Raw genomic sequence first — 22,228 nt, 5'->3', positions numbered from 1 at the left:
AACAGTTCAGGCGGCGGGGAGGTCCGGCGCGGCTTCGGGCCACTGGCCCAGCACTTCGTGGACGCCCTCGCCCACATGGCTGTCGATCAGCACCAGCGAGCCCGCGGTCCACCGGACGGGCTCTTCCAGCGCATGCTTCTCCAGCTTGCGCCGCGCATAGGCCACCGTCATGTGCGGCGTGAACGAGCGCGGCGGCTTCAGGCCCGCGTCGGCCAGCGCCTCGCCCAGGCGCTGCCTGAATGCCTTGAGCGACGAGACGCCCGAGTCGTCGTCGGCGCACAGCACGAGAGCGCCCTTGGTGTAGCTCATGGCCTTCTCGAAGACGATGTCGAATGCGGGCGGCACCACCGATGCCGCGGCCTTCACGGCCAGCGCAACCTTGTCGGCAGGCACGCTCGAATAGTCGCCGAGGTCGAACAGCGTGACATGCAGGCGATGCGCGCCGACCAGCGTTCCTTTCAGTGCGTGCTGCGAATTCATGCGCTCGCCGAGCGCGGCGATCGACGCAGCGTCATGCGGGGCGGGAACGATGGCGAAGAAGAGAGAGTGCTCGAGCACCGGCGCCACATGACGCGCCTTGCTCCGGGGACGTGGCAGAGGTTTCGGCGGAGGCTCGATACCTGGAAGAAGAAGCTGTTCTGACATGTCTCGATCATCGCCCATCGACCGGGCCCTTCATCTGCTCTTCAGCAAGCGCCAAGCAGCCCTTCAGGCTGGCTTTCGAGAATCGTTTCACGAGGGTGGCACCGCAATGCGCGGCCACCTGTCGGATCGATCTCAACCATCCAACCAGGAAACTCATCTTGACGAAAACGCAAGCCTGCACCGCCCTTGCAGCAGCCCTTCTGCTCGGCACCATCTCCACGGCCGCGAGCGCCGCCGGCCCGAACCAGGACACCGGAATCTACGTGGGCGGCGCGATCGGCCGTTCGAGCTACAGCCTGTCTAATTCCAGCCGCGTGCCGGTGCCGTGGGGCGGCGAAAAGAGCAGCAAGGCCGGCACGGCCTACAAGCTGTACGGCGGATATCGCTTCACCGAAACCTTCGGCGTGGAAGCAGGCTATGCCCGCCTCGGCCGCGTGAGCCAATGGAGCTCGAACGGCGCCTACTCCCGCCTGCAGGCCGGCACCGGCCAGGTCTTCTACGCGGCCGCCACCGCCCGCCTGCCGCTGGGCGAGTCGTTCGCGCTCAACGGCCGCCTTGGCGTGGCGCGCGGGCGCATCTCCGGCGACAACAACTGGGCGCTGCCCAGCCAGCGCATCTCGGGCAGCTCGACCGGCATGATGGTCGGCTTCGGCGCGGAATACCGCGTGACGCAGAACCTGTCGGTCACCGCGGACTACGACTACTTCGGCAAGCTGTCGAAGCAGGCGAAGGGCGGGATGGTGACTGTGGGGTTGAAGGCGAGCTTCTGACGCCAGGAGATCGAGACGGACAGACAGACAGAGAGAAGGAAGCGCGCATGGACCTGCTCGATGCGCGCGGCCTTCCGACCTCAGCCGATGGCCGTCCTGACGCCATTCACCGCGGCGATGATCTCGTTGGGCTTCCTCCCGATCACCGCCAACGCCAGGCTCGCAAATGCGGTCAGCACGCCGACGACTTTTTCGACCTTGCGGATCTTCTTCAGGAATTCGTCGGCTTGCCCTGTGGCTGCAACGATTTCGGCCTGTACGTCAGCGCTGAATACACCCAGCGCTTCTATTCCCTGAGCCCTGACATCGGCCGTTGCCTTGTCCAACTGGAGTTCGAGATTCAGGAGTTCTTCCCGCTCGGACTCGCTCAGTTTCGACTTGTTCTTGATGCGGTAGACCAGAAGCCTGCTGGAAAACAGGCCCAGCTGGTCCGCGAAATCGAATAGGTCTTCTGCGGGGTCGAGTACGGTTGCCATGCTGCTTGCTCCTAGAAGGCCTTATCGAGTTGCTGATAGAGCGCCCTGACCTCTTTGGCCAGCTTCACCACTTCTTCTCGCCTCTGCTTGTCGCTGAGTTGGTCCAGGTTCTTGCGCAAGTCCTTGAGGCTCTCCTTCATCTGGGCGACCGATTTCTCGAGTGAAGAAATCACCTTCTCGCGCTCGGCGATCGCCAGTGATTTCTTGTGAAGCTCCATCAGCTGGAGCTTTGCGAGCAACGGCGAAGCGGCAATGCTGCCGTCTCTGAGCGCGTCCGAGTAGATGCCGATCTCGCGCTTGCTATCCGCCAGGAATCCCCCGTAGGCACGGCGGGCGTACAACACCAGGGCATCTCCCAGCACGCCCACGGCTTCTTCATGGTCGAGCGCCTCGGCGACCGCCTGCTTCTGCGCCTGGGCTATCGCGGTCCTTGTCAGGAACTTGGCCAGCGCCGTTACAGCGGCGAGCTTTTCCTTGGGAATCTCCTCGAAGCCGGCAAGCTTCTTGGACAGCCCGTCATAGTCGTCGTCCACAGAGCTCGCGACACCATCGCCTGCAAGCGCGGAGAGTTTGTCCGCGTAGTCGAACAGCACCGCATCGATCTTCCGGGCGGTCGCATTCTTTTCCGCCACAGACTTGCAGGTGTCGTCCGCAGTGCGCGCAATCTCCTCAGGTTTGAAGCTCCTGACCGGCCCGCCCGCATACAGCAGCTTGGTCTCGACCTTCTGCCTGCACTGCTCGACCGTTGCGGCGAGCAAGGGATCGAACGCGGCCGAGATCTTCTTTGTCTCGTCCGCGAAGTCGCGCACCGACTTCAGGTTTGCCGCACATCCGGTCAACAAGGACGCACCGGCCACGAAGGCCAATAAGGCGATTCTCATATTCCCTCCTCCTTTGCCGGCACGACGATGCCGGAACTGCGGTGGAGTATGCGAATTGCCGAACAGGCCGGCATCCCTCATTTCAGGGAGCCCGCCTCTTCTGGTTGGGTGTTAGTACGCGCCGCTGCCGGGCGCTACCGGATCACTCCCACTCGATCGTCGCCGGCGGCTTGCTCGAAACGTCGTAGGTCACGCGGTTGATGCCGCGCACCTCGTTGATGATGCGGCCCGACACCTTCTTGAGCAGCGCGTACGGCAGCTCGGCCCAGTCGGCGGTCATGAAGTCGCTGGTCTGCACGGCGCGCAGTGCCACCACGTAGTCGTAGGTGCGGCCGTCGCCCATCACGCCCACGCTCTTCACGGGCAGGAACACGGTGAAGGCCTGGCTCGTGAGGTCGTACCAGGTCTTGCCGGTGGCTTCGTCGGTGAAGTTGCGCAGCTCCTCGATGAAGATCGCGTCGGCGCGGCGCAGCAGGTCGGCGTATTCCTTCTTCACCTCGCCGAGGATGCGAACGCCCAGGCCCGGGCCGGGGAACGGGTGGCGATACACCATCTCGGGCGGCAGGCCCAGGGCCACGCCGAGTTCGCGCACTTCGTCCTTGAACAGGTCGCGCAGCGGCTCCAGCAGCTTGAGGCCGAGCTGCTCGGGCAGGCCGCCCACGTTGTGGTGGCTCTTGATGGTGACGGCCTTCTTGCTCTTGGCGCCGCCCGACTCGATGACGTCGGGGTAGATGGTGCCTTGCGCCAGGAAGGTCGCGCCCTTGTGCCCACCGTCGCCAGCCTTGAGCTTGGCCGCTTCCTGCTTGAAGACGGTGACGAACTCGCCGCCGATGATCTTGCGCTTGGCTTCCGGATCGCTCACGCCGGCGAGCTTGCCGAGGAACAGGTCGCTCGCATCGACGCGGATCACCTTCGCGTGCAGCTTGCCTTCGAACATCTCCATGACCATGTCGCCCTCGTTCAGGCGCAGCAGGCCGTGGTCGACGAACACGCAGGTCAGCTGGTCGCCGATGGCGCGATGGATCAGCGCGGCAGCCACGCTCGAATCCACGCCGCCCGAAAGGCCGAGGATGACTTCTTCATCGCCCACCTGCTCGCGGATCTTCTGCACGGCTTCGGCGATGTGGTCGCGCATGACCCAGTCGGGCTTCGCGCCGCAGATGCCGAGCACGAAGCGTTCGAGGATCGCCTTGCCCTGGATGGTGTGCGTGACTTCGGGGTGGAACTGCACCGCGTAGTAGCGGCGGGCCTCGTCGGCCATGCCGGCGATGGGGCAGCTCTCGGTGCTGGCCATGAGCTTGAAGCCCGGCGGCAGTTCGGTGACCTTGTCGCCGTGGCTCATCCACACGTTGAGCATGCCGTGCCCTTCAGCGGTGGTGAAGTCGGCGATGTCCTTCAGCAGTGCGGTGTGGCCGTGGGCGCGCACTGCCGCGAAGCCGAACTCGCGCTTGTGGCCGCCCTCGACCTTGCCGCCGAGCTGGTGCGCCATGGTCTGCATGCCGTAGCAGATGCCGAGCACGGGCACGCCGAGGTCGAACACGGCCTGCGGGGCCTTGTCGGTGGTTTCCTCATATACGCTGGCGTGGCTGCCCGAGAGGATCACGCCCTTGAGGTGGCCGTCGGCGGCGTATTCGCGCACCCATTCGTCGGTGACGTCGCAGGGATGCACTTCGCTCAGCACGTGCGCTTCGCGCACGCGGCGTGCGATGAGCTGCGTGACCTGCGAGCCGAAATCGAGGATGAGGATCTTGTCGTGTTGCATGGCGAAGGACTCAGAGCGTTGAAATGTCGAGCAGCTTCACACCCGCCCGGGGTGCAGCCTTGATGAGTTGCTCGTCGAAGGTGGCGAGCGGGAGGTTGAGCGACTTGGCGAGCCAGAGATAGCCCGCGTCGTAAAGCGAGATGCCGGCGTCGATGGCCACGGCGAGCACGGCCTTGTGCTGGGCCGGCGCGAGTTCGTGCAGTTCGACGCGGTGGCGGATGGCGTCGAGCACGCTCCACAGCCCTTCGACGGAATACGAGGGAATGCGGCCGCTGCGCACGCCGTTGGCGAGGATGTTGGCGCACTCCCATTGCCAGGCGTTGGGCGCCTGCGGCTCCACTTCGTCGCGGCGGATGGCGGCGTAAAGCTTGCGGGTGTGTTCGCTGGCCATGTCGGGCAGCAGCCAGGCGGCGGTGACCGAGGCGTCGATGACGAAGGCGGTCATTGCTGGCGCCCCTCGTCGAGCAGGGCGCGCGGTTGCGGGCCGGGCTGGATGGTGGCGTGGAGCGCGTCGATCTGGCCCAGCTCGCGCTCGATCTGCTCGTCGGTGATGACCGGCTTGCGGCGCACCGGCAGCATGCGCACGACTTCCTTGCCGTGGCGGGTGATGCGAACCTCCTCGCCCCTTTCGACCGAGTCGATCAGGGCGGAGAAGTTGTTCTTGGCTTCGGCGATGCCGATGGATTGCATTTGGGCCAGAAAATTTGAATCTGGCCCAAATTCTAAATCCAATCTGGCCTGACTTTCAAGGTCTGGCCAGAACCCACTCAATCAGCGCGGTAGTTCGGCGCTTCCTTCGTGATCTGCACGTCGTGGACGTGGCTCTCACGGATGCCGGCCGTGGTGATCTCGACGAACTCGGCCTTGTTCTGCATGTCGGCGATGGTCGCGCAGCCGCAGTAGCCCATGCTGGCGCGCACGCCGCCGGCCATCTGGTAGACGATGGAGACGATCGAGCCCTTGTAGGGCACGCGGCCTTCGATGCCTTCGGGCACCAGCTTGTCGGTGTTGGGGTTGCCCGTGGTCGACTCCTGGAAGTACCGGTCGGCACTGCCCTGCTGCATCGCGCCGATGGAGCCCATGCCGCGGTAGCTCTTGTAGCTGCGGCCCTGGTACAGCACGATTTCGCCGGGCGCCTCTTCGGTGCCGGCGAACATGCTGCCCATCATGACGGTGCTGGCACCGGCCGCGATGGCCTTGGCGATGTCGCCCGAGTAGCGCACGCCGCCGTCGGAGATCAGCGGAATGCCGGTGCCCTGCAGCGCGGTGGCGACGCTATCGACCGCCATGATCTGCGGCACGCCCACGCCGGCCACGATGCGGGTGGTGCAGATGGAGCCGGGGCCGATACCGACCTTGACCGCGTCGGCGCCGGCATCGGCCAGCGCGCGGGCGGCGTCGCCGGTGGCGATGTTGCCGCCGATCACGTCGACCTGCGGATAGTTCTTCTTGACCCAGCGCACGCGCTCGATCACGCCGGCGCTGTGGCCGTGGGCGGTGTCGACCACGATGGCGTCGACGCCGGCCTTCACCAGCGCCTCGACGCGCTCCTCGGTGCCGTCGCCCACGCCGACCGCGGCGCCCACGCGCAGGCGACCGTTCGGGTCACGCGCGGCGTTGGGGAAGCTGGTCTGCTTGGTGATGTCCTTGACGGTGATGAGGCCCTTGAGCTCCCAGTCGCCGTTGATGACGAGCAGGCGCTCGAGCTTGTGCTTGTTCAGCAGCGCCTTGGCCTCGGCGAGCGTGGTGCCGTCGGGCACGGTGATGAGCTTTTCGCGGCGCGTCATGATCTCGCTGACGGGCACGTCGTAGCGGTTCTCGAAGCGCAGGTCGCGCCCGGTGACGATGCCGACCACCTTGCCGGCGTCGACCACCGGGAAGCCCGAGATGCCGAGTTGGTCGGACAGGGCCATCACCTGGCGCACCGAGTGCGTCGGCGTAATGACGACCGGATCGCGCAGCACGCCCGACTCGTAGCGCTTCACGCGGGCCACTTCTGCGGCCTGCTGCTGGGCGGTGAGGTTCTTGTGCACGATCCCGATGCCGCCTTCCTGCGCGATGGCGATCGCGAGGCGGGCTTCGGTCACGGTGTCCATTGCCGCAGAGACGAGCGGCAGGTTCAGCGTGATGTTGCGGGAGAGCTTGGTGGCGAGGGAGGTGTCCTTGGGCAGGACCTGGGAGAAGGCTGGCACCAACAACACGTCGTCGAAGGTCAGCGCTTTGCCGAGAAGGCGCATGGGTGAGGCTCCAAAAGACGGATTGTAACGAGGCCTCCGGCCGGTTTGCCGGCCCGGGGCAATTTCAGCGTTGCAAAAGCACCGAACCCGGATGTTGCAAAAAGTAAGGCCCGGCTAAACTTCAGGGATGAAATTCGTGCACTGGCTGGTACTGGGATGTGTCGTTGCGCTGCCGCTTTCGGCGAGCGCTCAATGGCAATGGATCGACAAGAACGGCAAGAAGGTCTACAGCGACCGAGCTCCGCCGCCCGACGTGCCCGAGAAGAACATCCTGCGCCGCGTGGGCCCGCCGCCGGCGGCGCGTTCCACCGCCAATCCGAACGTCGACGCTCCGCCCGCCGCGGAAGGCACCGCCGACGCCCCCGCTGCCGCGCCGAAGGCTGCCGCAGCCCCGAAGCCCACCGGCGTCGACAAGGAGCTCGAGGAAAAGACCAAGAAGGCCGAAGCCGAACAGAAGGCCAAGCAGGCCGAGGAGCAAGCCAAGGTCGCAAAGGCGAAGGCCGACAACTGCGCCCTCGCCCGCCAGAGCAAGGCCACGGTCGACAGCGGCATCCGCCTCGCGCGGGTCAATGCCAAGGGCGAGCGCGAAATCATGGACGACGCCGCCCGCGCTGCCGAGCAGAAGCGCATTCAGGACGTCATCAGCAGCGACTGCAAGTAGCAAGCAGCCAGCCGCTCTCCACTCAGTAGCCGGCCTTGCCGCCCTTGCGGCGGTTGGCGAACAGGCCGGTTCCCCTGGCGCCCTGCCGCTGGAAGCGCTCCCGGCGCGCCACCTTCGGATCAACCTTGAGCGGCCGGCACAGCTCGACACGGTCGCCGTCCTTCAACGCCTGATCCCACTCGACGGCCTTGCCCCAGATGCCCGGCGTCATGGCATGGCGCCAATCCAGTTCCGGGAAACGTTGCGAAAGATCGCTGGCCCGGACGGCGTCGGCCAGCGTCGCGTCAGCCGGGAGATGCAGCACCTGCTCGAACACCTCGCGTGCCGCGGGGGAGCAACTCAGCGTGACCTCGATGGTCATCGGGATCAGGGCGAACCGTAGACGTGCTCGGCGCGCTTGACGAAGGCCTCGACCAGGCTGGAAGCGATGGTGTCGAACACGGGGCCCACGAGCGCCTGCAGGGCGAAGTTGCTGAAGCCATAGCTCAGATGCAGCTCGACGCGGCAGGCGCGTTCGCCCTCTTCTCCCACGGGCGTGAATTTCCACTTGCCGTCGAGGTTGGAGAACGGGCCGTCAACCAGCTTCAGCTGCACCTCGCGCCCCGGAACATGGGTGTTGCGGGTGGTGAAGCTCTGGTGCAGCCCGGCGAAAGCGAGGCCGACTTCGGCCGTCATGCCGGCCTCGTCCTCCTCGATGACGCGGGACTTGTCGCACCACGGAAGGAACTGCGGATATTTGGCCACGTCGGTGACCAGCGCATACATCTCTTCGGCGCTGTACCAGATGAGGACGGACTTGTTGACTGTTTTCATAGAATCGGCACAGCGTGCGCGACGGATTGTATTGAAGCCATGCAGCCCCCATATTCCCGAGTCATGGCCACCAAGAAACAAGATACCTCCTCCCGCATCGCCGACAACAAGAAGGCCGCGTACAACTATTTCTTCGAAGAGCGCTTCGAGGCCGGCATGGTCCTCGAAGGCTGGGAAGTCAAGTCTCTGCGCGAAGGCAAGGTGCAGCTCACCGACGGCTACGTGGTGATCCGCAACGGCGAGCTTTTCGTGCTGGGCTGCCAGATCAATCCGCTCAAGAGCGCTTCCACGCACGTCAACCCCGACTCGGTCCGCACCAAGAAGCTGCTGCTGAAGAAGGACGAGATCCGCCGCCTGATTGGCAAGGTCGAGCAGAAGGGCTACACGCTGGTGCCGCTCAACCTGCACTGGAAGGCCGGCAAGGTGAAGTGCGAGATCGCGCTGGCCAAGGGCAAGGCCGAACACGACAAGCGCGACACCATCAAGGATCGCGAAGGCAAGCGCGAGGTCGAGCGTGCGATGAAGAGCCGCAACCGCTGAAGAATCTTTTTTTGCGGGCGATGGAATAAAAGCCGCGCCGCGGGCGTTTGTGCGGTTGTCACCGGAAGCCCCGGTGGCGCCACCAACAAGGAGTTCTTCCATGTCGCCTTTCCGCGCATCTTCCGCCGTCCTGCTGAGCGCCGTTCTCGCGCTTCCCGCCTTCGCCCAGCCCAAGCCCGCCGACGGCGCCCTCGTGGGGCCGAACGGCATGACGCTCTACACATTCGACAAGGACACCGCCGGCAGCGGCAAGTCGGTTTGCAACGGCGCCTGCGCCACCAACTGGCCGCCCTTCATGGCGGCCGACGGCGACAAGCCCGGCGGCGACTTCACCATCGTCACGCGCGACGACGGCAAGAAGCAATGGGCCGCCAAGGGCTGGCCGCTGTACTACTGGGCCAAGGACATCAAGCCCGGCGACAAGACCGGCGACGGCGTCAACGGCACCTGGAAGACCGCCAAGCCCTGATCCGCCGGCCTTTCCCCCTTCGCCCTTCGCCCCATGGACGCCCGCCTGCTGATCGAACACATCCCGAGCCTGCGCCGCTATGCGCGGGCGCTCACGGGCAACGCGTGGGCGGCGGACGACCTGGTGCAGGACACGCTGGAGCGCGCCTGCAGCAAGTGGCGCCTGTGGGTGGTGGGCAGCGACCTGCGGGCGTGGCTCTTCACCGTCATGCACAACATCTTCGCGAGCCAGGTGCGCCGCACGCCTGCACCCCACGCCGTGGTTCCGCTCGACGAGGTAGCCCAGGAGGTGCAGGGCATCGCCGACTCGGGCCGCGACCAGGGCGCCGGCATCGACCTGCAGCGCTGTCTCATGCAGTTGCCCGAAGAGCAGCGCGCCGTGCTGCTGCTGGTGACGCTCGAAGACCTGTCGTATGCCGAAGTCGCCAGGGTGCTCGGCGTTCCGGTCGGCACGGTGATGTCGCGCCTGTCGCGTGCCCGCGTGCGGCTGCAGGAACTGATGGACGGCGCATCGCCCGCCGTTCGCCCCGGCCTGCGCCGCCTCAAGTGAAAACCGCCGCAGCATCATGAAGCGCCCTGCCCCACCCCCTACCGACGACGAACTGCACGCCTGGGTCGACGGCCAGCTGCCTCCGGATCGCCATGACGCGGTCGAGGAAGCGATCGCGCGCGATCCCGAAATTGCCGCCAGGGTCGCGGCCTGGCACACGCAGCGCGACTCGCTGCGCCGGCTGCACGGCGAGCTGCTCGACGGCCCTATCCCAACGCCGCTGCTGGGCGCACTCGACCGCCGCCAGCCACGCCGGACGCAGCAACGCAGCTCGTGGATGCGCTGGGGCGGCCTGGCGGCCGGCCTGCTGGTCGCCTTCGCCGCCGGGTGGCTCGGGAATGCGCAATGGGCCCAGCGATCCGCGCCGAGCGCCGGCACCCAGCTTGCCCGTGCGCCTGCCGTGCGCGAGTTCGTGCACGACGCGTCGATCGCGCACGTCGTCTACACGCCCGAGAAAAGGCATCCCGTGGAAGTGGCCGCGTCCGAGCAGCAGCACCTGGTGCAGTGGCTCTCCAGGCGCCTGGACCGTCCGCTGAAGGTGCCCGACCTCTCCAGCCTGGGCTACACGCTGGTCGGTGGACGCCTGCTGCCCGGCGAGACCGGCGCGCGCGCGCAGTTCATGTTCGAGGACGCCGCCGGCGAGCGCGTGACGCTCTACATCGGCACCCTCGACGCCCGCGCCGCCGGGGCCTCGAAGACGGCGCCTTCGGCCAACGAAACGGCCTTCCGCTTCGCCTCCGAAGGTCCCGTGCCGAGCTTCTACTGGGTGGACCAGGGATTCGGCTACGCCATCGCCGGCAAGCTGCCGCGCGACCTTTTGCTCAAACTCGCGACGCTCGCCTACCGCGATTTGTCGTAGCGACCGCATAAACTGCCTGTTCGCGCAATCACCCTGGCCGGCATCCAGCCGCCGGCAAGGTTTTCGCGATTTTTCAACCGAAGGAGAAACTGCATGAAATTGCTCAGCGCCTCGATCCTCGCGGCGGCCCTGCTTGCCGGCTGCGGCAGCATGTCCAACAAGACCGCAAGCGCACCCGACACGCCCACCCGCACCGCCGACGGCGTGCTGGTCGGACCGAACGGCATGACGCTGTACACCTTCGCCAAGGACACCGCCGGTGCCGGCACCTCGGCCTGCAACGGCCAATGCGCTGCCAACTGGCCCCCGCTCGGCGTGGCGGACGCAGCCAAGCCCATGGGCGGCTACACCATCATCATCCGCGAAGACGGCAAGCGCCAATGGGCCTACAAGGGCTGGCCGCTGTACTACTGGGCCAAGGACGCCAAGCCCGGCGACAAGACCGGCGACGGCTTCGCCAACGGCGCCTGGAAGCTCGCCCGTCCCTGATCCCTTGATCGTCTGCGGACCTGAAGACTCCGAAACGCCGGCACCCGCCGGCGTTTTTTCTTTTCCGCCCTTTGCTGCCATTCCAGCCCTTCCCTGATGCTCCTGCCGGTTTCCCCGGTACGGCAACGGCACCGCCCACGGCAGAATCCCCCGCATGACGCCAGACGCCAACCCGGACGCGTTCCTCGCCCTGCTGACCCAGGGCCTCATCACCGACGCACAGCACGACGCCGCACGTGCGCACCCCGAGGCATCCTCCTTTCCGCCGCTGCCGAGCCCGGCCCACGCGCTGGCATGGATGCGCGTGCGGGGGCTGATGACCGAGGACGAGCAGAACGCAGCGCTCGACAGCATCGCCGACGACGCCCCTCATGCGGACGACGCGGCCGACACCGCCATCGATGCCGACGATCTCGTCGAACTGGCCGAGCAGGGCATCACGCACGAGGCCATCGACGCGCTCTTCAAGGACGCCCTGATCGATGCCGAGACGCGCGACATGGCGCTGGCCGAAACACCGGTCGTGGGCAGCGTTGCCGCCTCCCCCGTGGCCACGCTGGCCTGGCTTGCAACCGAGGGCCCGCTCGAAAAAGAAGGCTTCGAGGCCCTGCGTGCCCAGGTCGCGGCCGAGCCGGCCTTAGCCACGGCCGTCGAGCGCGCCCGCATCGTGGCCGAGGCACAAGCCCTGGTCGAAGCCGACGAGCAAGCCGCCAGGGCGTGGCAGGCGCGTGCGCAGCGCAGCCGGCGCATCGGCGCGTGGAAATTCCTGGCGACCGTGGCGGTGATCGGCGGCGGCATCGGCTGGTATGCGTTCGCCCCGGCGAGCGTGCCGGCCTGCGACGCTGCATCCACGCGCAAGACGCTCGACAGCCTGATGCGCCGCGTGAGCATGGACGTGCGCATGCGCCGCCTCGACCCGAACGGCGGCGCCGTGATCGAGACGCCATCCGTGAGCAGCCTGCGCGAGGTCGGCTATCTCAAGCCGGAGCGCGTGCGCGGCTGCATGGCGGTCATGACGCAAGGCGACAGCAAGGAGCCGATGGCCTACACCATCGGTCCCACGGAAGCCAAGGGCGACGAGATGGTGGTCCGCGGCGCGGACGTGGCCATCGTCCAGGCCCGCTTCGGCAACCTCGATGCCGACGGCAGGCCGCTCTACAACGCCGAGCCCATCGGCCGCATGGCGATGGAGAAGGCATTCCGCGAAGGCGCTGCCCCGCTCGGAGCGGCCCGGGCCGCCTCGGCCGCCCGCATGCGCCCGCGCACCGAGCCGGGCCTGGTACGCAAGGACCCGAACCGCTCGCGCGAGATCGCCGAGATCGAACCCACGGGCCCCTGCCGAAAGCTCGAGGACGGCACGGGCCACGCCTGCCCGCTGGTCGTCGAATACAACGACAGCCTGCTGGGAGCCCTTACCGGCGGCGACGGCTCGCTGCCGGTGAGAGGCGAATTCACGTTCGTGGAGGACAACGGCAACTGGCGCGTCGGCGACGATTTCGCGCAGACCTTCATGCGCAGGGTGCTCGAGGCCCGTATGGCTGGCATGGCCGGCATGGCTGGCACGGGCGCACCGGACACGAGCATCCAGCAGTAGCTCGGCGCGCCAGACTTCAGCACGTCAGTGCGCGCCCGGCACCGCAGTGTCGGCCGCCGAGGTGCGCCGCCCACGCAGCGCCAGCAATTCGTTGAACACCAGCGCACCGATGACCAGTGCGCCCCCGGCCAACACGCTCGGCGCAGGCTGCTCGCCGGCGCCGATCCAGGCCAGCGCGATGCCGAAGATCACCTCCAGCAGCGCCAGCAGTGCAACCTCGGGCGCCTTCAGCACCTGCGCGCACAGCACCGATAGCACGCAGGGAATGGCCAGCTGGAACACGCCCAGGAAGGCCAGCAGCCCAAGATCGCGCGCGCCGGCCTGGAACGGCCAGGCAAGCGGTAACGTGAAGAGCACGGTGATCACCGCGCCGATGAGCACCGCCGGCACGAGGTCGATCCTGTGGCCCCTGGCCTGCGCATGCTGCACCACGGTCCAGTTGGCAGCGCCGGCCAGCGGCACGCACAGCGCGAGCAGCGTTCCCGCCAGCGACCCGCCTCCGCCCTGCACCAACTGGGTGCCGTACATCCAGCCGATGCCCGCCCCCGCGACCACGATGGCCAGCCAGGTGCGCGCGGGCAGCCTGTGCCCGATGAAGAAGCGCGCCGCCAGCGCGGTGAACAGCGGCCCGAGCGACATGGTGACGAGCACGCTGGCCGTCGAAGCCAGCGTGAGCGCGACCATGAAGGCCGTGAACATCACGGCCCAGCACACGCCGGAAATCCAGATTTCGCGCCCGCCGCGGCGCAATTGGGAGAACACGGCGCGTCCGCGCCACAGCGGAAGGATCACCAGCAGCGCCAGCGTCGTGAAGAGGCTGCGCCAGAAGGTGATCTCGAAGCTGTGCGCCTGCGCCAGATGCCGCGTGACGACGCCCGCCGTGCCCCACATCAGGGTCACGACGACCATCAGCCAGACGGCGCCGCCGTGCGTCAGGCGCATTGAAGGAGAAGAAAAGAACGGTGCCTCGGTGGCGGCCGCCCGATCAGCCCTGCATCAGGTCGCGGCTGGCGCGCTTGCGCTCGTGTTCCTTCAGGAAGCGCTTGCGCAGGCGCACGCTCTTGGGCGTGATCTCGACCAGCTCGTCGTCCTCGATGAATTCCACGCCGTATTCGAGCGTGAGTTCGATCGGGGGCGTGATCTTGATCGCGTCTTCCTTGCCCGAGACGCGGAAGTTCGTCAGCTGCTTGGTGCGCGTGGCGTTCACCACCAGGTCGTTGTCGCGGCTGTGGATGCCGACGATCATGCCCTCGTACACCGGGTCGTTCGCCTTCACGAACATGCGGCCGCGGTCGTCCAGCTTGCCCAGCGCGTAGGTGAAGATTTCACCGTCGTCCATGGAGATCAGCACGCCGTTCTTGCGGCCGCCGATGTCGCCCTTGTGCGGCTCGTAGCTGTCGAAGATGTTGCTGATGAGGCCCGAGCCGCGCGTCAGGTTCAGGAATTCGTTCGTGAAGCCGATCAGGCCGCGCGCCGGAATGCGGTATTCGAGGCGCACGCGGCCACGGCCGTCCGGTTCCATGTTGACCAGCTCGCCCTTGCGCTCGCCCAGTGCTTGCATCACGCCGCCCTGGTGGCCTTCCTCGATGTCGGCCGTCACGAGCTCGATAGGCTCGTGGCGCTCGCCGTTGATTTCGCGGAACACCACGCGCGGCTTCGACACGGCCATTTCGTAGCCTTCGCGGCGCATGTTCTCCAGCAGGATGGTCAGGTGCAGTTCACCGCGGCCCATCACTTCGAACACGCCTTCCTCGCTGGTCTCGTTCACGCGCAGCGCGACGTTGTGCTGCAGTTCCTTCTGCAGGCGGTCCCAGATCTGGCGGCTGGTGACGAACTTGCCTTCGCGGCCAGCCAGGGGGCTGGTGTTGACGCAGAAATTCATCGTCAGCGTGGGCTCGTCGACCTTCAGCATCGGCAGCGGCGCCGGGTTGGCCGGGTCGGTGACGGTCACGCCGATGCCGATGTCGGCAATGCCGTTGATCAGCACGATTTCGCCGGGGCCTGCTTCGGTGGCCTGCACGCGGTCCAGGCCCTGGAAGGTCAGCACCTGGTTCACGCGGCCCTTGAGGGTCTTGCCGTCAGGGCCTTCCATGACCAGCACGTCCATCATGGGCTTGAGCGTGCCCTGGCTGATGCGGCCCACGCCGATGCGGCCGACGAAGGTCGAGAAGTCGAGTGCGGAAATCTGCAGCTGCAGCGGCGCGGACGGGTCGCCCTTCTGCGAAGGAACGTGCTTCAGGATGGTGTCGAACAGGGCCGACATGTCGGGGCCCCACTGCTCGCCCTGCGCACCCTCTTCCAGCGAGGACCAGCCGTTGATGCCCGAGGCGTACACCACCGGGAAGTCGAGCTGCTCGTCGGTCGCGCCCAGCTTGTCGAACAGGTCGAAGGCGGCGTTGACCACCTTGTCGGGGTTCGCGCCCGGCTTGTCGACCTTGTTGACCACGACGATGGGCTTCAGGCCCAGCGCCAGCGCCTTCTTGGTCACGAAGCGGGTCTGCGGCATCGGGCCTTCCTGGGCGTCGATGAGCAGCAGCACGCCGTCGACCATCGAGAGAGCGCGCTCCACCTCGCCGCCGAAGTCCGCGTGGCCGGGGGTGTCGACGATGTTGATGTGCGTGCCCTTCCAGCTCACGGCGCAGTTCTTGGCCAGGATGGTGATGCCGCGTTCCTTTTCGATCGCGTTGTTGTCCATCACGGTGTCGACCACTTTTTCGTGCTCGGCGAAGGTGCCCGACTGGCGCAGCAACTGGTCGACCATCGTGGTCTTGCCATGGTCAACGTGGGCAATGATGGCGATATTGCGGATTTGCTTGGTACTCATGGTGTCGCTTCGGTCTGTTGTGCGTTCAAAAGAATTTGCTGGATTTCGATGGGGTTCAGCAAGCGCCCCGGAATGAGTTCGCCGGCCTTGACGTGGGCCGTGCCGAGAAAGGCCGGCGGGTGGGTGCCGAAGACGGCAACCTCGTCCGCATCGGTCCAGGCCCCGCGGCGGCGCAGGCCGGAAAGAAAACGTGCCGCATCTTCCGTGCCCAGCGTGACGCGGCTGTGGCCGCCCACGAGCGCCTCGGCCGGCAGGAGCTGCGCGAGGCGCTCTTCCTCGTCCATGGCCTCCAGCGCCTCGATGGTGACGCACTGGGCCTCGGTAAAGCCGCCGGTGGCGACGCGCCGCAACGAGGTCAGGTGTGCGCCGCAGCCGAGCGCCTCGCCGATGTCCTCACCCAGGGTGCGAATGTAGGTGCCCTTGCTGACGGAGGCAAAGATGCGGATGGTGGCATCGTCGATCGCCCGGATCTCGAGCTTGTGGATCACCACGTCGCGCGGCGCCCGTTCGACCTCCACGCCTTCGCGGGCGTACTCGTACAGCGCCTTGCCGTCCTTCTTGAGCGCGCTGTGCATCGGCGGCACCTGGCGGATCGGGCCGGCGAACTGCGCCTCGGCGCGTGCGAGGTCTTCGGGCGTGACATGGACCGGGCGTTCGGAAATCACCTCGCCCTCGGCATCGCCGGTCGACGTCTTCACGCCAAGGCGCGCCGTGGCCACGTAGGTCTTGTCAGCGTCCAGGTGCAGTTGGCTGAACTTGGTGGCGGCGCCAAAGCACAACGGCAGGACGCCGGTCGCCAGCGGATCGAGCGTGCCGGTATGGCCCGCCTTTTCGGCGCGCAGCAGCCACTTGGCCTTCTGCAAGGCCTGGTTGCTGGAGAACCCCAGCGGTTTGTCGAGCAGCAACACCCCATGCACAGGGCGCCGCTGCACCCTTGTGCGTGGCGCGTTCATGGCTAGTCGTCTTTCGAACGCGAAGCGACGGCTTGTGCGATGAGCGCGTTCATGTCGGCCGCACGCTCGGTGGTGCGGTCGAACACGAAGTGCAGCGTCGGCACGGTGTGGATGTGAAGGCGCTTGAACAGGCCGTTGCGCAGGAAGCCCGCGGCCTGGTTCAGCGCCTCGGTCGTCTCTTCCACGTCGCCGGTGAGCAGGCTGAAGAAGACCTTGGCATGCGCGTAGTCGGGCGTGACCTCGACGGCCTGGAGCGTGACCATGCCCACGCGCGGGTCCTTCAACTCGCGCGCGATCAGCTCCGTCAGATCACGCTGGATCTGATCGGCGACCTTGAAGGCGCGGTTGGGGGCGGCTGCTTTTTTCTTAGGCATTTGGATCGATCACTAGCGTCGCGAGATCGGGCTCAGTGCAAGCCGCCGCAAGGTGGCAGCGAGCCCGATATCGCGATGTGCCTTACAGCGTACGCGCGATCTCCTTGATCTCGAAGAATTCGAGCTGGTCGCCTTCCTTGATGTCGTTGAAGTTCTTGAGCTTGATACCGCACTCGAAACCTTCGCGGACTTCGCGCACGTCGTCCTTCAGACGCTTGAGCGAGTCGATCTCGCCGGTGTAGATCACCACGTTGTCGCGCAGCAGGCGGAAATGCGCACTGCGGTTGACAGAACCCGAGGTGATGTACGAACCCGCGACCGTACCGATCTTCGAGGCCACGAACACCGTGCGGATCTCGGCCGAGCCGATGATTTCCTCGCGGCGCTCCGGCGCCAGCATGCCCGACATCGCGACCTTGATCTCGTCCACGGCGTCGTAAATGATGCTGTAGTAGTTCAGCTGCACGCCGTTGCCTTCGGCCAGCTTGCGCGCACCGGCATCGGCACGCACGTTGAAGCCGATCACGACCGCCTTCGAGGCGATGGCCAGGTTGATGTCGCTTTCGCTGATACCACCCACGCCGGCATACACGATCTGCACCTTGACCTCGTCGGTCGCCAGCTTGAGCAGCGACTGGGCCAGTGCTTCCTGCGAGCCCTGCACGTCGGCCTTGATGATGATGCGCAGCGTCTGGACTTCGCCCGCCGACAGGTCGGTGAACATGTTCTGCAGGTTCGCGGCCTGGGCCTTCGCCAGCTTGGTGTTGCGGAACTTGCCGGCACGGTAGGTCGCGATTTCGCGCGCACGGCGCTCGTCGCCCATCACCATGAACTCGTCGCCGGCCTGCGGCACTTCGGTCAGGCCCTGGATCTCGACCGGGATCGACGGACCCGCGGACTTGGTCGGCTTGCCGTCCTCGTCCAGCATGGCGCGCACGCGGCCGTAGGTCGAGCCTGCCAGCACCACGTCGCCGGTCTTGAGCGTACCGGACTGAACCAGCACAGTGGCGACCGGGCCGCGGCCCTTGTCGAGCTGGGCTTCGATGACCAGGCCCTTGGCGGCGGCATCCACCGGCGCCTTGAGTTCCAGCACTTCGGCCTGCAGCAGCACCTGCTCGAGCAGGTCGTCGATGCCCTGGCCGGTCTTGGCCGACACGCCAACGAACGGGACGTCGCCGCCGTACTCCTCGGGCACGACCTCCTCGGCCACCAGTTCCTGCTTCACGCGGTCCAGGTTGGCATCGGGCTTGTCGATCTTGTTGATCGCCACCACGATCGGCACACCAGCCGCCTTCGCGTGCTTGATGGCTTCCTTGGTCTGGGGCATGACGCCGTCGTCGGCCGCCACCACAAGGATCACGATGTCGGTGGCCTGCGCACCGCGGGCACGCATGGCCGTGAAGGCCTCGTGACCCGGGGTGTCGAGGAAGGACACCATGCCGCGCTCGGTTTCCACGTGGTAGGCACCGATGTGCTGCGTGATGCCGCCGGCTTCGCCCGCAGCGACCTTGGCGCGGCGGATGTAGTCCAGCAGCGAGGTCTTGCCGTGGTCGACGTGACCCATGACGGTCACGACCGGAGCGCGCGGCAGCGCCTCGGCGATCTGCGCCGACACGTCCTCGTCGGTGAAGGCTTCGGGGTCGTCCAGCGCGGCAACCACCGCGTTGTGGCCCATTTCCTCCACCAGGATCATGGCGGTGTCCTGGTCGAGCGACTGGTTGATGGTCGCCATCTGGCCCAGCTTCATCAGCTGTTTGATGACTTCCTGCGCCTTGACGGACATCTTGTGCGCCAGTTCGGCCACGGTGATGGTCTCGGGCACGTGCACTTCGAGCACGCGTGCCTCGACCGGTGCGGCCGGCACGTGCTGTTCTTCATGGCCACGGTCGTTGCCGCGGCGGCCGCGCGGGCCTCCGCGCCAGTTGCCGCGACCGACACCGCCGCTGGCGTCGCCGCGGGTCTTGATTTCCTTCTTCTTGGCAGGATCGCCAGCCCAGCTCGACGAGAGCTTCGCGGACTTGACTTCCTTGCCGCTGCCCGGGGCAGCGGGCGCGGCCGCTGCGCCCGGGGCAGCGGGCGCACCGGCACGCGCCGCCGGAGCGGTCGGCTTGTGCAGCGTGCCCTTGACGCCGGCCTTCTCGGCCTGCGGCTTCTCGGGCGCCTTGTGCGGCACCAGCACGCGGGCCGGTGCGTTCATCATGGCGCGGATGGCCTCCGCCTCGGCGAGGGCCTTGCGGCGACGCTCGTCGAGATCGCGGGCACGGGCAGCCTCTTCTTCGGCGCGGGCCTTCGATTCGGCGGCGGCCTTGGCCTTCGCGTCTTCCTTGGCCTGTGCAGCGGCGGCCTGGGCGGCGAGCTTGCTGTCTTCTGCAGCCTTCTGCTCGGCGGCCTTCTGATCGACGGCGGCGGCCGCAGCAGCGGGCGCCGGAGCGGCGGCTACCGGCTTTGCGACGGCAGCAGCGGCTGCCGCGGCGGCAGCCTTCTTCTCGGCGGCTTCGGCGGCGGCGCGGGCGGCTTCCTGCTCGGCCTTTTCAGCCTTCTCGGCCTGCTCGCGCTCGCGGGCTTCGGCTTCCTCGCGCTGGCGACGCTTCTCGGCCAGTTCTTCTTCCTGGCGACGGATCAGCTCGGCCTGGCGGCGCGCCTCTTCCTCGCGGCGGGCCAGTTCGGCCTCGTCGATGCGGGGCGCGGCGGGAGCGGCAGCCGGAGCCTCGGCCGCCTGCTGCGCGGGTTCGGTCGCGGCCAGGTGGCCGTCGTCGCGCTGGATGAAGGTGCGCTTCTTGCGCACCTCGACCTGGATGGTGCGGGCGCGACCGGTGGAGTCGGCCTGCTTGATCTCGCTGGTCGACTTCTTGGTCAGCGTGATCTTCTTGCGCTCGGGCTCGACAGTGCCGTGGCTGGCCTTCAGGTGGCCGAGCAGGCGCTGCTTGTCGGCCTCGGTGAGTGCATCGGTGACGGCCGCCTTGGGCACGCCTGCGCTCTTGAGCTGGTCAAGCAAGGTTTCGGGAGTCTTCTTGAGCTCGTTCGCGAACTCGGCGACAGTGGTACTGGACATATTGGTTTCGTGCCTCCATGACCATCACTCTTGGCCGGCGAACCAATGTTCGCGGGCCTTCAAGATGAGGGCTTTGGCGTCATCGGCGCTCTGGCCGGTGATCTCGGTGAGTTCATCGACCGCGAGGTCGGCAAGGTCGTCACGGGTATTCACGCCCGCTTCGTGCAGCTTGGGAATCAGCTCGGGGTTCAGGCCATCGAGGTCGCGCAGGTCCTGCGACACCGACGACTGGGCCTCGACGCCCTCTTCCTTGGCGATCTCCATGGTCAGCAGCGCATCCTTGGCGCGCGCACGCAGCTCGTTGATGGTGTCTTCGTCGAAGGCCTCGATCTCCAGCATTTCGGAGATGGGCACGTAGGCCACTTCCTCGAGGCTGTTGAAGCCTTCCGAAATGAGGATGTCGGCGATTTCCTCGTCGACGTCGAGCTTCTCCATGAACAGCTTGCGGCTGGCGTCGGTTTCGCTCGCCTGCTTCTGGGCCGACTCGTTGGCGTCCATGATGTTGATCTTCCAGCCGGTGAGGTCGGAAGCCAGGCGCACGTTCTGGCCGCCGCGGCCGATGGCGATGGCGAGGTTTTCCTCGTCGACCACCACGTCCATGGCGTGCTTCTCTTCGTCGACCACGATGGAGGACACGTTGGCCGGGGCCAGCGCGCCGATCACGAACTGGGCGGGGTCTTCGCTCCATAGGACGATGTCCACGCGCTCGCCGGCGAGTTCGTTGGTCACGGCGTTGACGCGCGTGCCGCGCACGCCGACGCAGGTGCCGATCGGGTCGACGCGCTTGTCGTGCGAGAGCACGGCGATCTTGGCGCGCGAGCCGGGGTCGCGGGCGCAGCTCTTGATCTCGAGCAGGCCCTGCTCGATCTCGGGCACTTCCTGGCGGAACAGCTCGATCATGAATTCGGGAGCCGAGCGCGACAGGATGATCGGCGCGCCGCGCAGCGTCAGGTCGACTTCCATGATCATGGCGCGCACGCGGTCGCCATTGCGCAGGTTTTCCTTGGCGATCATTTCGCTGCGGCGCAGGCGGCCTTCGACGCGACCGGCCTCGACGATGATGTCGCCCTTGTCCAGGCGCTTGACGGTGCCCACGAAGATCTTGTCGCCGCGCGACATGAAGTCGTTGAGCAGCATCTCGCGTTCTGCGTCGCGGATCTTCTGCAGGATGACCTGCTTGGCGGCCATGGCGCCGATACGGCCGATGGGCACGGAGTCGACGGCTTCCTCGATGTATTCGCCGACCTCGATGTCCGGCATTTCTTCCTTGGCTTCGAACAGCAGGATTTCCTGGTCGGGCAGCTGCAGGCCGGCCTCGTCGGGCACGACGTGCCAGCGGCGGAAGGTTTCGTAGTCGCCGCTGTCGCGATCGACCGAGACGCGGATGTCCACATCGCCCTGATGGAGCTTCTTGGTGGCCTGCGCCAGCGCGGACTCGACCGCGCCGAAGACGACGTCACGCTCGACGTTCTTCTCGCGCGAGATCGCATCCACCAACATCAACATTTCGCGATTCATGCCACCACTCCTCTGGTCAGTCCGGAACTTGCGTTCCGTCGTCAATATCCGAAAAACCCGGTTGGGTTTTGGCCTTTCGGCCCTTGAAATCCACAATTGGCGCAAGCCGCGCCTCGCGCAGCTCGTCCAGCACGAAGCCCAGCGCCTGCAGCGTTGCGGGCGCGCGCTTCTTGCTCACTCTTTGACCCGGCTTGGGCTCGGGCGCATCGCTCCAGACGATTTGCCAGCCCGGGGCGCCGGCGCCCTCTACCTGTGCGGCCCGCTCCAGCGTGCCGCGAAATTTCTTGCGGTTGGCCGCCACCTGGCCAGCCGCTGCGGCGCCCATGGGCGCCTTGAGCGTGATGTCGATCACCTCGCCCACGAAACGCTCGAAATCCTGCTCATTGCGAAGCGGACGGTCAATACCCGGCGAGGACACTTCGAGCCGCTTGTAGTCGACGCCGTCGACCTCGAGCGCGAATTGCAGCTGGCGCGTGACCTTCTCGCAGTCCTCGACCGTGACGAAAGGTTCCGGCAGCCCTGCGGCCACAGCTTCGGAGGTGGGGGCTTTCCAGGGCAAATCAATCGTCACGCGCAGCAATCCCCCGGCCGAACGTTCGATCTCGACCAGGTCGTAGCCGAGGCCGGCCACGGTTTGTTCCACTACTTGCTGCAATGCCACGTGTTCGAAAGTGCCTTTTTAAATGCCCGGCCCTGCCATCCGCCCGCCACGGATGCCAGATAGCCATGAATGAAAGCCCGGAATGGATGGACCAAAAAAAA

At 66.4% G+C, this 22,228-nt stretch carries 24 protein-coding genes; 8 read left to right on the top strand and 16 right to left on the bottom strand.

Going from position 1 to position 22,228, the window contains the following annotated elements; genetic code table 11:
- Positions 1–6 precede the first annotated feature (6 nt).
- Complete coding sequence (locus FHT32_RS07260; RefSeq protein WP_371132142.1) at positions 7–558, bottom strand: 2'-5' RNA ligase family protein; 552 nt, start codon at positions 556–558, stop codon at positions 7–9.
- Positions 559–803: 245 nt separating this feature from the next.
- Here FHT32_RS07260 and FHT32_RS07255 point away from each other — a divergent pair, with 245 nt between their 5' ends.
- Entirely contained in the window at positions 804–1,415 is a 612-nt protein-coding gene (locus FHT32_RS07255) for a porin family protein (protein WP_176663963.1), read from the top strand.
- A gap of 80 nt (positions 1,416–1,495) precedes the next feature.
- Here the strand turns inward: FHT32_RS07255 and FHT32_RS07250 are convergent, their stop codons facing one another.
- The 6 genes from FHT32_RS07250 to guaB all read right to left on the bottom strand — a co-directional run bounded on the left by FHT32_RS07250 (position 1,496) and on the right by guaB (position 6,771).
- Positions 1,496–1,891 carry a hypothetical protein gene (locus FHT32_RS07250; RefSeq protein ID WP_176663962.1) on the bottom strand — a complete coding sequence of 132 codons (396 nt, stop codon included), beginning with the start codon at positions 1,889–1,891 and terminating at the stop codon, positions 1,496–1,498.
- A gap of 11 nt (positions 1,892–1,902) precedes the next feature.
- Complete coding sequence (locus FHT32_RS07245; protein WP_176663961.1) at positions 1,903–2,772, bottom strand: hypothetical protein; 870 nt, start codon at positions 2,770–2,772, stop codon at positions 1,903–1,905.
- A 142-nt stretch (positions 2,773–2,914) separates the two neighbouring features.
- The gene (gene guaA, locus FHT32_RS07240; RefSeq protein ID WP_176663960.1) at positions 2,915–4,534 is read right to left on the bottom strand and encodes a glutamine-hydrolyzing GMP synthase; all 1,620 of its coding nucleotides are present in this window, start codon (positions 4,532–4,534) and stop codon (positions 2,915–2,917) included.
- Between the two features lie 10 nt (positions 4,535–4,544).
- Complete coding sequence (locus FHT32_RS07235; RefSeq protein ID WP_176663959.1) at positions 4,545–4,979, bottom strand: type II toxin-antitoxin system VapC family toxin; 435 nt, start codon at positions 4,977–4,979, stop codon at positions 4,545–4,547.
- Positions 4,976–5,224 carry a type II toxin-antitoxin system Phd/YefM family antitoxin gene (locus FHT32_RS07230; RefSeq protein ID WP_176663958.1) on the bottom strand — a complete coding sequence of 83 codons (249 nt, stop codon included), beginning with the start codon at positions 5,222–5,224 and terminating at the stop codon, positions 4,976–4,978. The genes FHT32_RS07235 and FHT32_RS07230 overlap by 4 nt, the downstream gene beginning before the upstream one ends.
- Before the next feature lie 77 nt (positions 5,225–5,301).
- A complete protein-coding gene (gene guaB, locus FHT32_RS07225) occupies positions 5,302–6,771 on the bottom strand; it encodes an IMP dehydrogenase (protein WP_176663957.1) in 1,470 nt (489 codons plus the stop codon).
- A gap of 127 nt (positions 6,772–6,898) precedes the next feature.
- Here guaB and FHT32_RS07220 point away from each other — a divergent pair, with 127 nt between their 5' ends.
- Positions 6,899–7,432 (top strand): DUF4124 domain-containing protein, encoded by a 534-nt coding sequence (locus FHT32_RS07220; protein ID WP_176663956.1) that lies wholly within the window; start codon positions 6,899–6,901, stop codon positions 7,430–7,432.
- 22 nt (positions 7,433–7,454) lie between these two features.
- On the opposite strand, the gene FHT32_RS07215 is transcribed toward FHT32_RS07220, so the two are convergent.
- Both FHT32_RS07215 and FHT32_RS07210 read right to left on the bottom strand, forming a co-directional pair.
- Positions 7,455–7,793, bottom strand: a complete 339-nt coding sequence (locus FHT32_RS07215) for an RnfH family protein (RefSeq protein WP_176663955.1) — start codon at positions 7,791–7,793, stop codon at positions 7,455–7,457.
- Positions 7,794–7,798: 5 nt separating this feature from the next.
- Positions 7,799–8,245 (bottom strand): type II toxin-antitoxin system RatA family toxin, encoded by a 447-nt coding sequence (locus FHT32_RS07210; RefSeq protein WP_176663954.1) that lies wholly within the window; start codon positions 8,243–8,245, stop codon positions 7,799–7,801.
- A 63-nt stretch (positions 8,246–8,308) separates the two neighbouring features.
- On the opposite strand from FHT32_RS07210, the gene smpB reads away from it, so the two are divergent.
- From smpB to FHT32_RS07180, 6 genes are all read left to right on the top strand, one after another.
- Positions 8,309–8,785: an SsrA-binding protein SmpB gene (gene smpB, locus FHT32_RS07205; protein WP_176663953.1), complete on the top strand. Its 477-nt coding sequence runs from the start codon at positions 8,309–8,311 to the stop codon at positions 8,783–8,785.
- 100 nt (positions 8,786–8,885) lie between these two features.
- The gene (locus FHT32_RS07200; RefSeq protein ID WP_176663952.1) at positions 8,886–9,254 is read left to right on the top strand and encodes a hypothetical protein; all 369 of its coding nucleotides are present in this window, start codon (positions 8,886–8,888) and stop codon (positions 9,252–9,254) included.
- A 33-nt stretch (positions 9,255–9,287) separates the two neighbouring features.
- Positions 9,288–9,803: an RNA polymerase sigma factor gene (locus FHT32_RS07195; RefSeq protein ID WP_176663951.1), complete on the top strand. Its 516-nt coding sequence runs from the start codon at positions 9,288–9,290 to the stop codon at positions 9,801–9,803.
- A 16-nt stretch (positions 9,804–9,819) separates the two neighbouring features.
- Complete coding sequence (locus FHT32_RS07190) at positions 9,820–10,662, top strand: anti-sigma factor (RefSeq protein WP_176663950.1); 843 nt, start codon at positions 9,820–9,822, stop codon at positions 10,660–10,662.
- Positions 10,663–10,755: 93 nt separating this feature from the next.
- Entirely contained in the window at positions 10,756–11,151 is a 396-nt protein-coding gene (locus FHT32_RS07185; protein WP_176663949.1) for an ATP-binding protein, read from the top strand.
- Between the two features lie 154 nt (positions 11,152–11,305).
- Positions 11,306–12,745 (top strand): hypothetical protein, encoded by a 1,440-nt coding sequence (locus tag FHT32_RS07180; protein WP_176663948.1) that lies wholly within the window; start codon positions 11,306–11,308, stop codon positions 12,743–12,745.
- 24 nt (positions 12,746–12,769) lie between these two features.
- On the opposite strand, the gene FHT32_RS07175 is transcribed toward FHT32_RS07180, so the two are convergent.
- From FHT32_RS07175 to rimP, 7 genes are all read right to left on the bottom strand, one after another.
- On the bottom strand, positions 12,770–13,687 hold the full coding sequence (locus tag FHT32_RS07175; RefSeq protein ID WP_176663947.1) for a DMT family transporter: 918 nt from the start codon (positions 13,685–13,687) through the stop codon (positions 12,770–12,772).
- Between the two features lie 43 nt (positions 13,688–13,730).
- The gene (typA, locus tag FHT32_RS07170) at positions 13,731–15,569 is read right to left on the bottom strand and encodes a translational GTPase TypA (protein ID WP_176663946.1); all 1,839 of its coding nucleotides are present in this window, start codon (positions 15,567–15,569) and stop codon (positions 13,731–13,733) included.
- Positions 15,566–16,522 carry a tRNA pseudouridine(55) synthase TruB gene (gene truB / locus FHT32_RS07165; protein WP_176663945.1) on the bottom strand — a complete coding sequence of 319 codons (957 nt, stop codon included), beginning with the start codon at positions 16,520–16,522 and terminating at the stop codon, positions 15,566–15,568. The genes typA and truB overlap by 4 nt, the downstream gene beginning before the upstream one ends.
- Positions 16,523–16,524: 2 nt before the next feature.
- The gene (rbfA, locus tag FHT32_RS07160) at positions 16,525–16,896 is read right to left on the bottom strand and encodes a 30S ribosome-binding factor RbfA (RefSeq protein WP_176663944.1); all 372 of its coding nucleotides are present in this window, start codon (positions 16,894–16,896) and stop codon (positions 16,525–16,527) included.
- A gap of 82 nt (positions 16,897–16,978) precedes the next feature.
- A complete protein-coding gene (gene infB / locus FHT32_RS07155) occupies positions 16,979–19,948 on the bottom strand; it encodes a translation initiation factor IF-2 (RefSeq protein WP_176663943.1) in 2,970 nt (989 codons plus the stop codon).
- A 24-nt stretch (positions 19,949–19,972) separates the two neighbouring features.
- On the bottom strand, positions 19,973–21,466 hold the full coding sequence (gene nusA / locus FHT32_RS07150; RefSeq protein ID WP_176663942.1) for a transcription termination factor NusA: 1,494 nt from the start codon (positions 21,464–21,466) through the stop codon (positions 19,973–19,975).
- Positions 21,467–21,482: 16 nt separating this feature from the next.
- Complete coding sequence (rimP, locus tag FHT32_RS07145) at positions 21,483–22,127, bottom strand: ribosome maturation factor RimP (protein ID WP_176663941.1); 645 nt, start codon at positions 22,125–22,127, stop codon at positions 21,483–21,485.
- Positions 22,128–22,228: the final 101 nt, after the last annotated feature.

The sequence above is a fragment of the Variovorax sp. SG517 genome, assembly GCF_013376045.1.
In the GTDB taxonomy this organism is placed as follows: domain Bacteria; phylum Pseudomonadota; class Gammaproteobacteria; order Burkholderiales; family Burkholderiaceae_C; genus Variovorax.
This window is presented reverse-complemented; position numbering and strand designations above follow the sequence as displayed.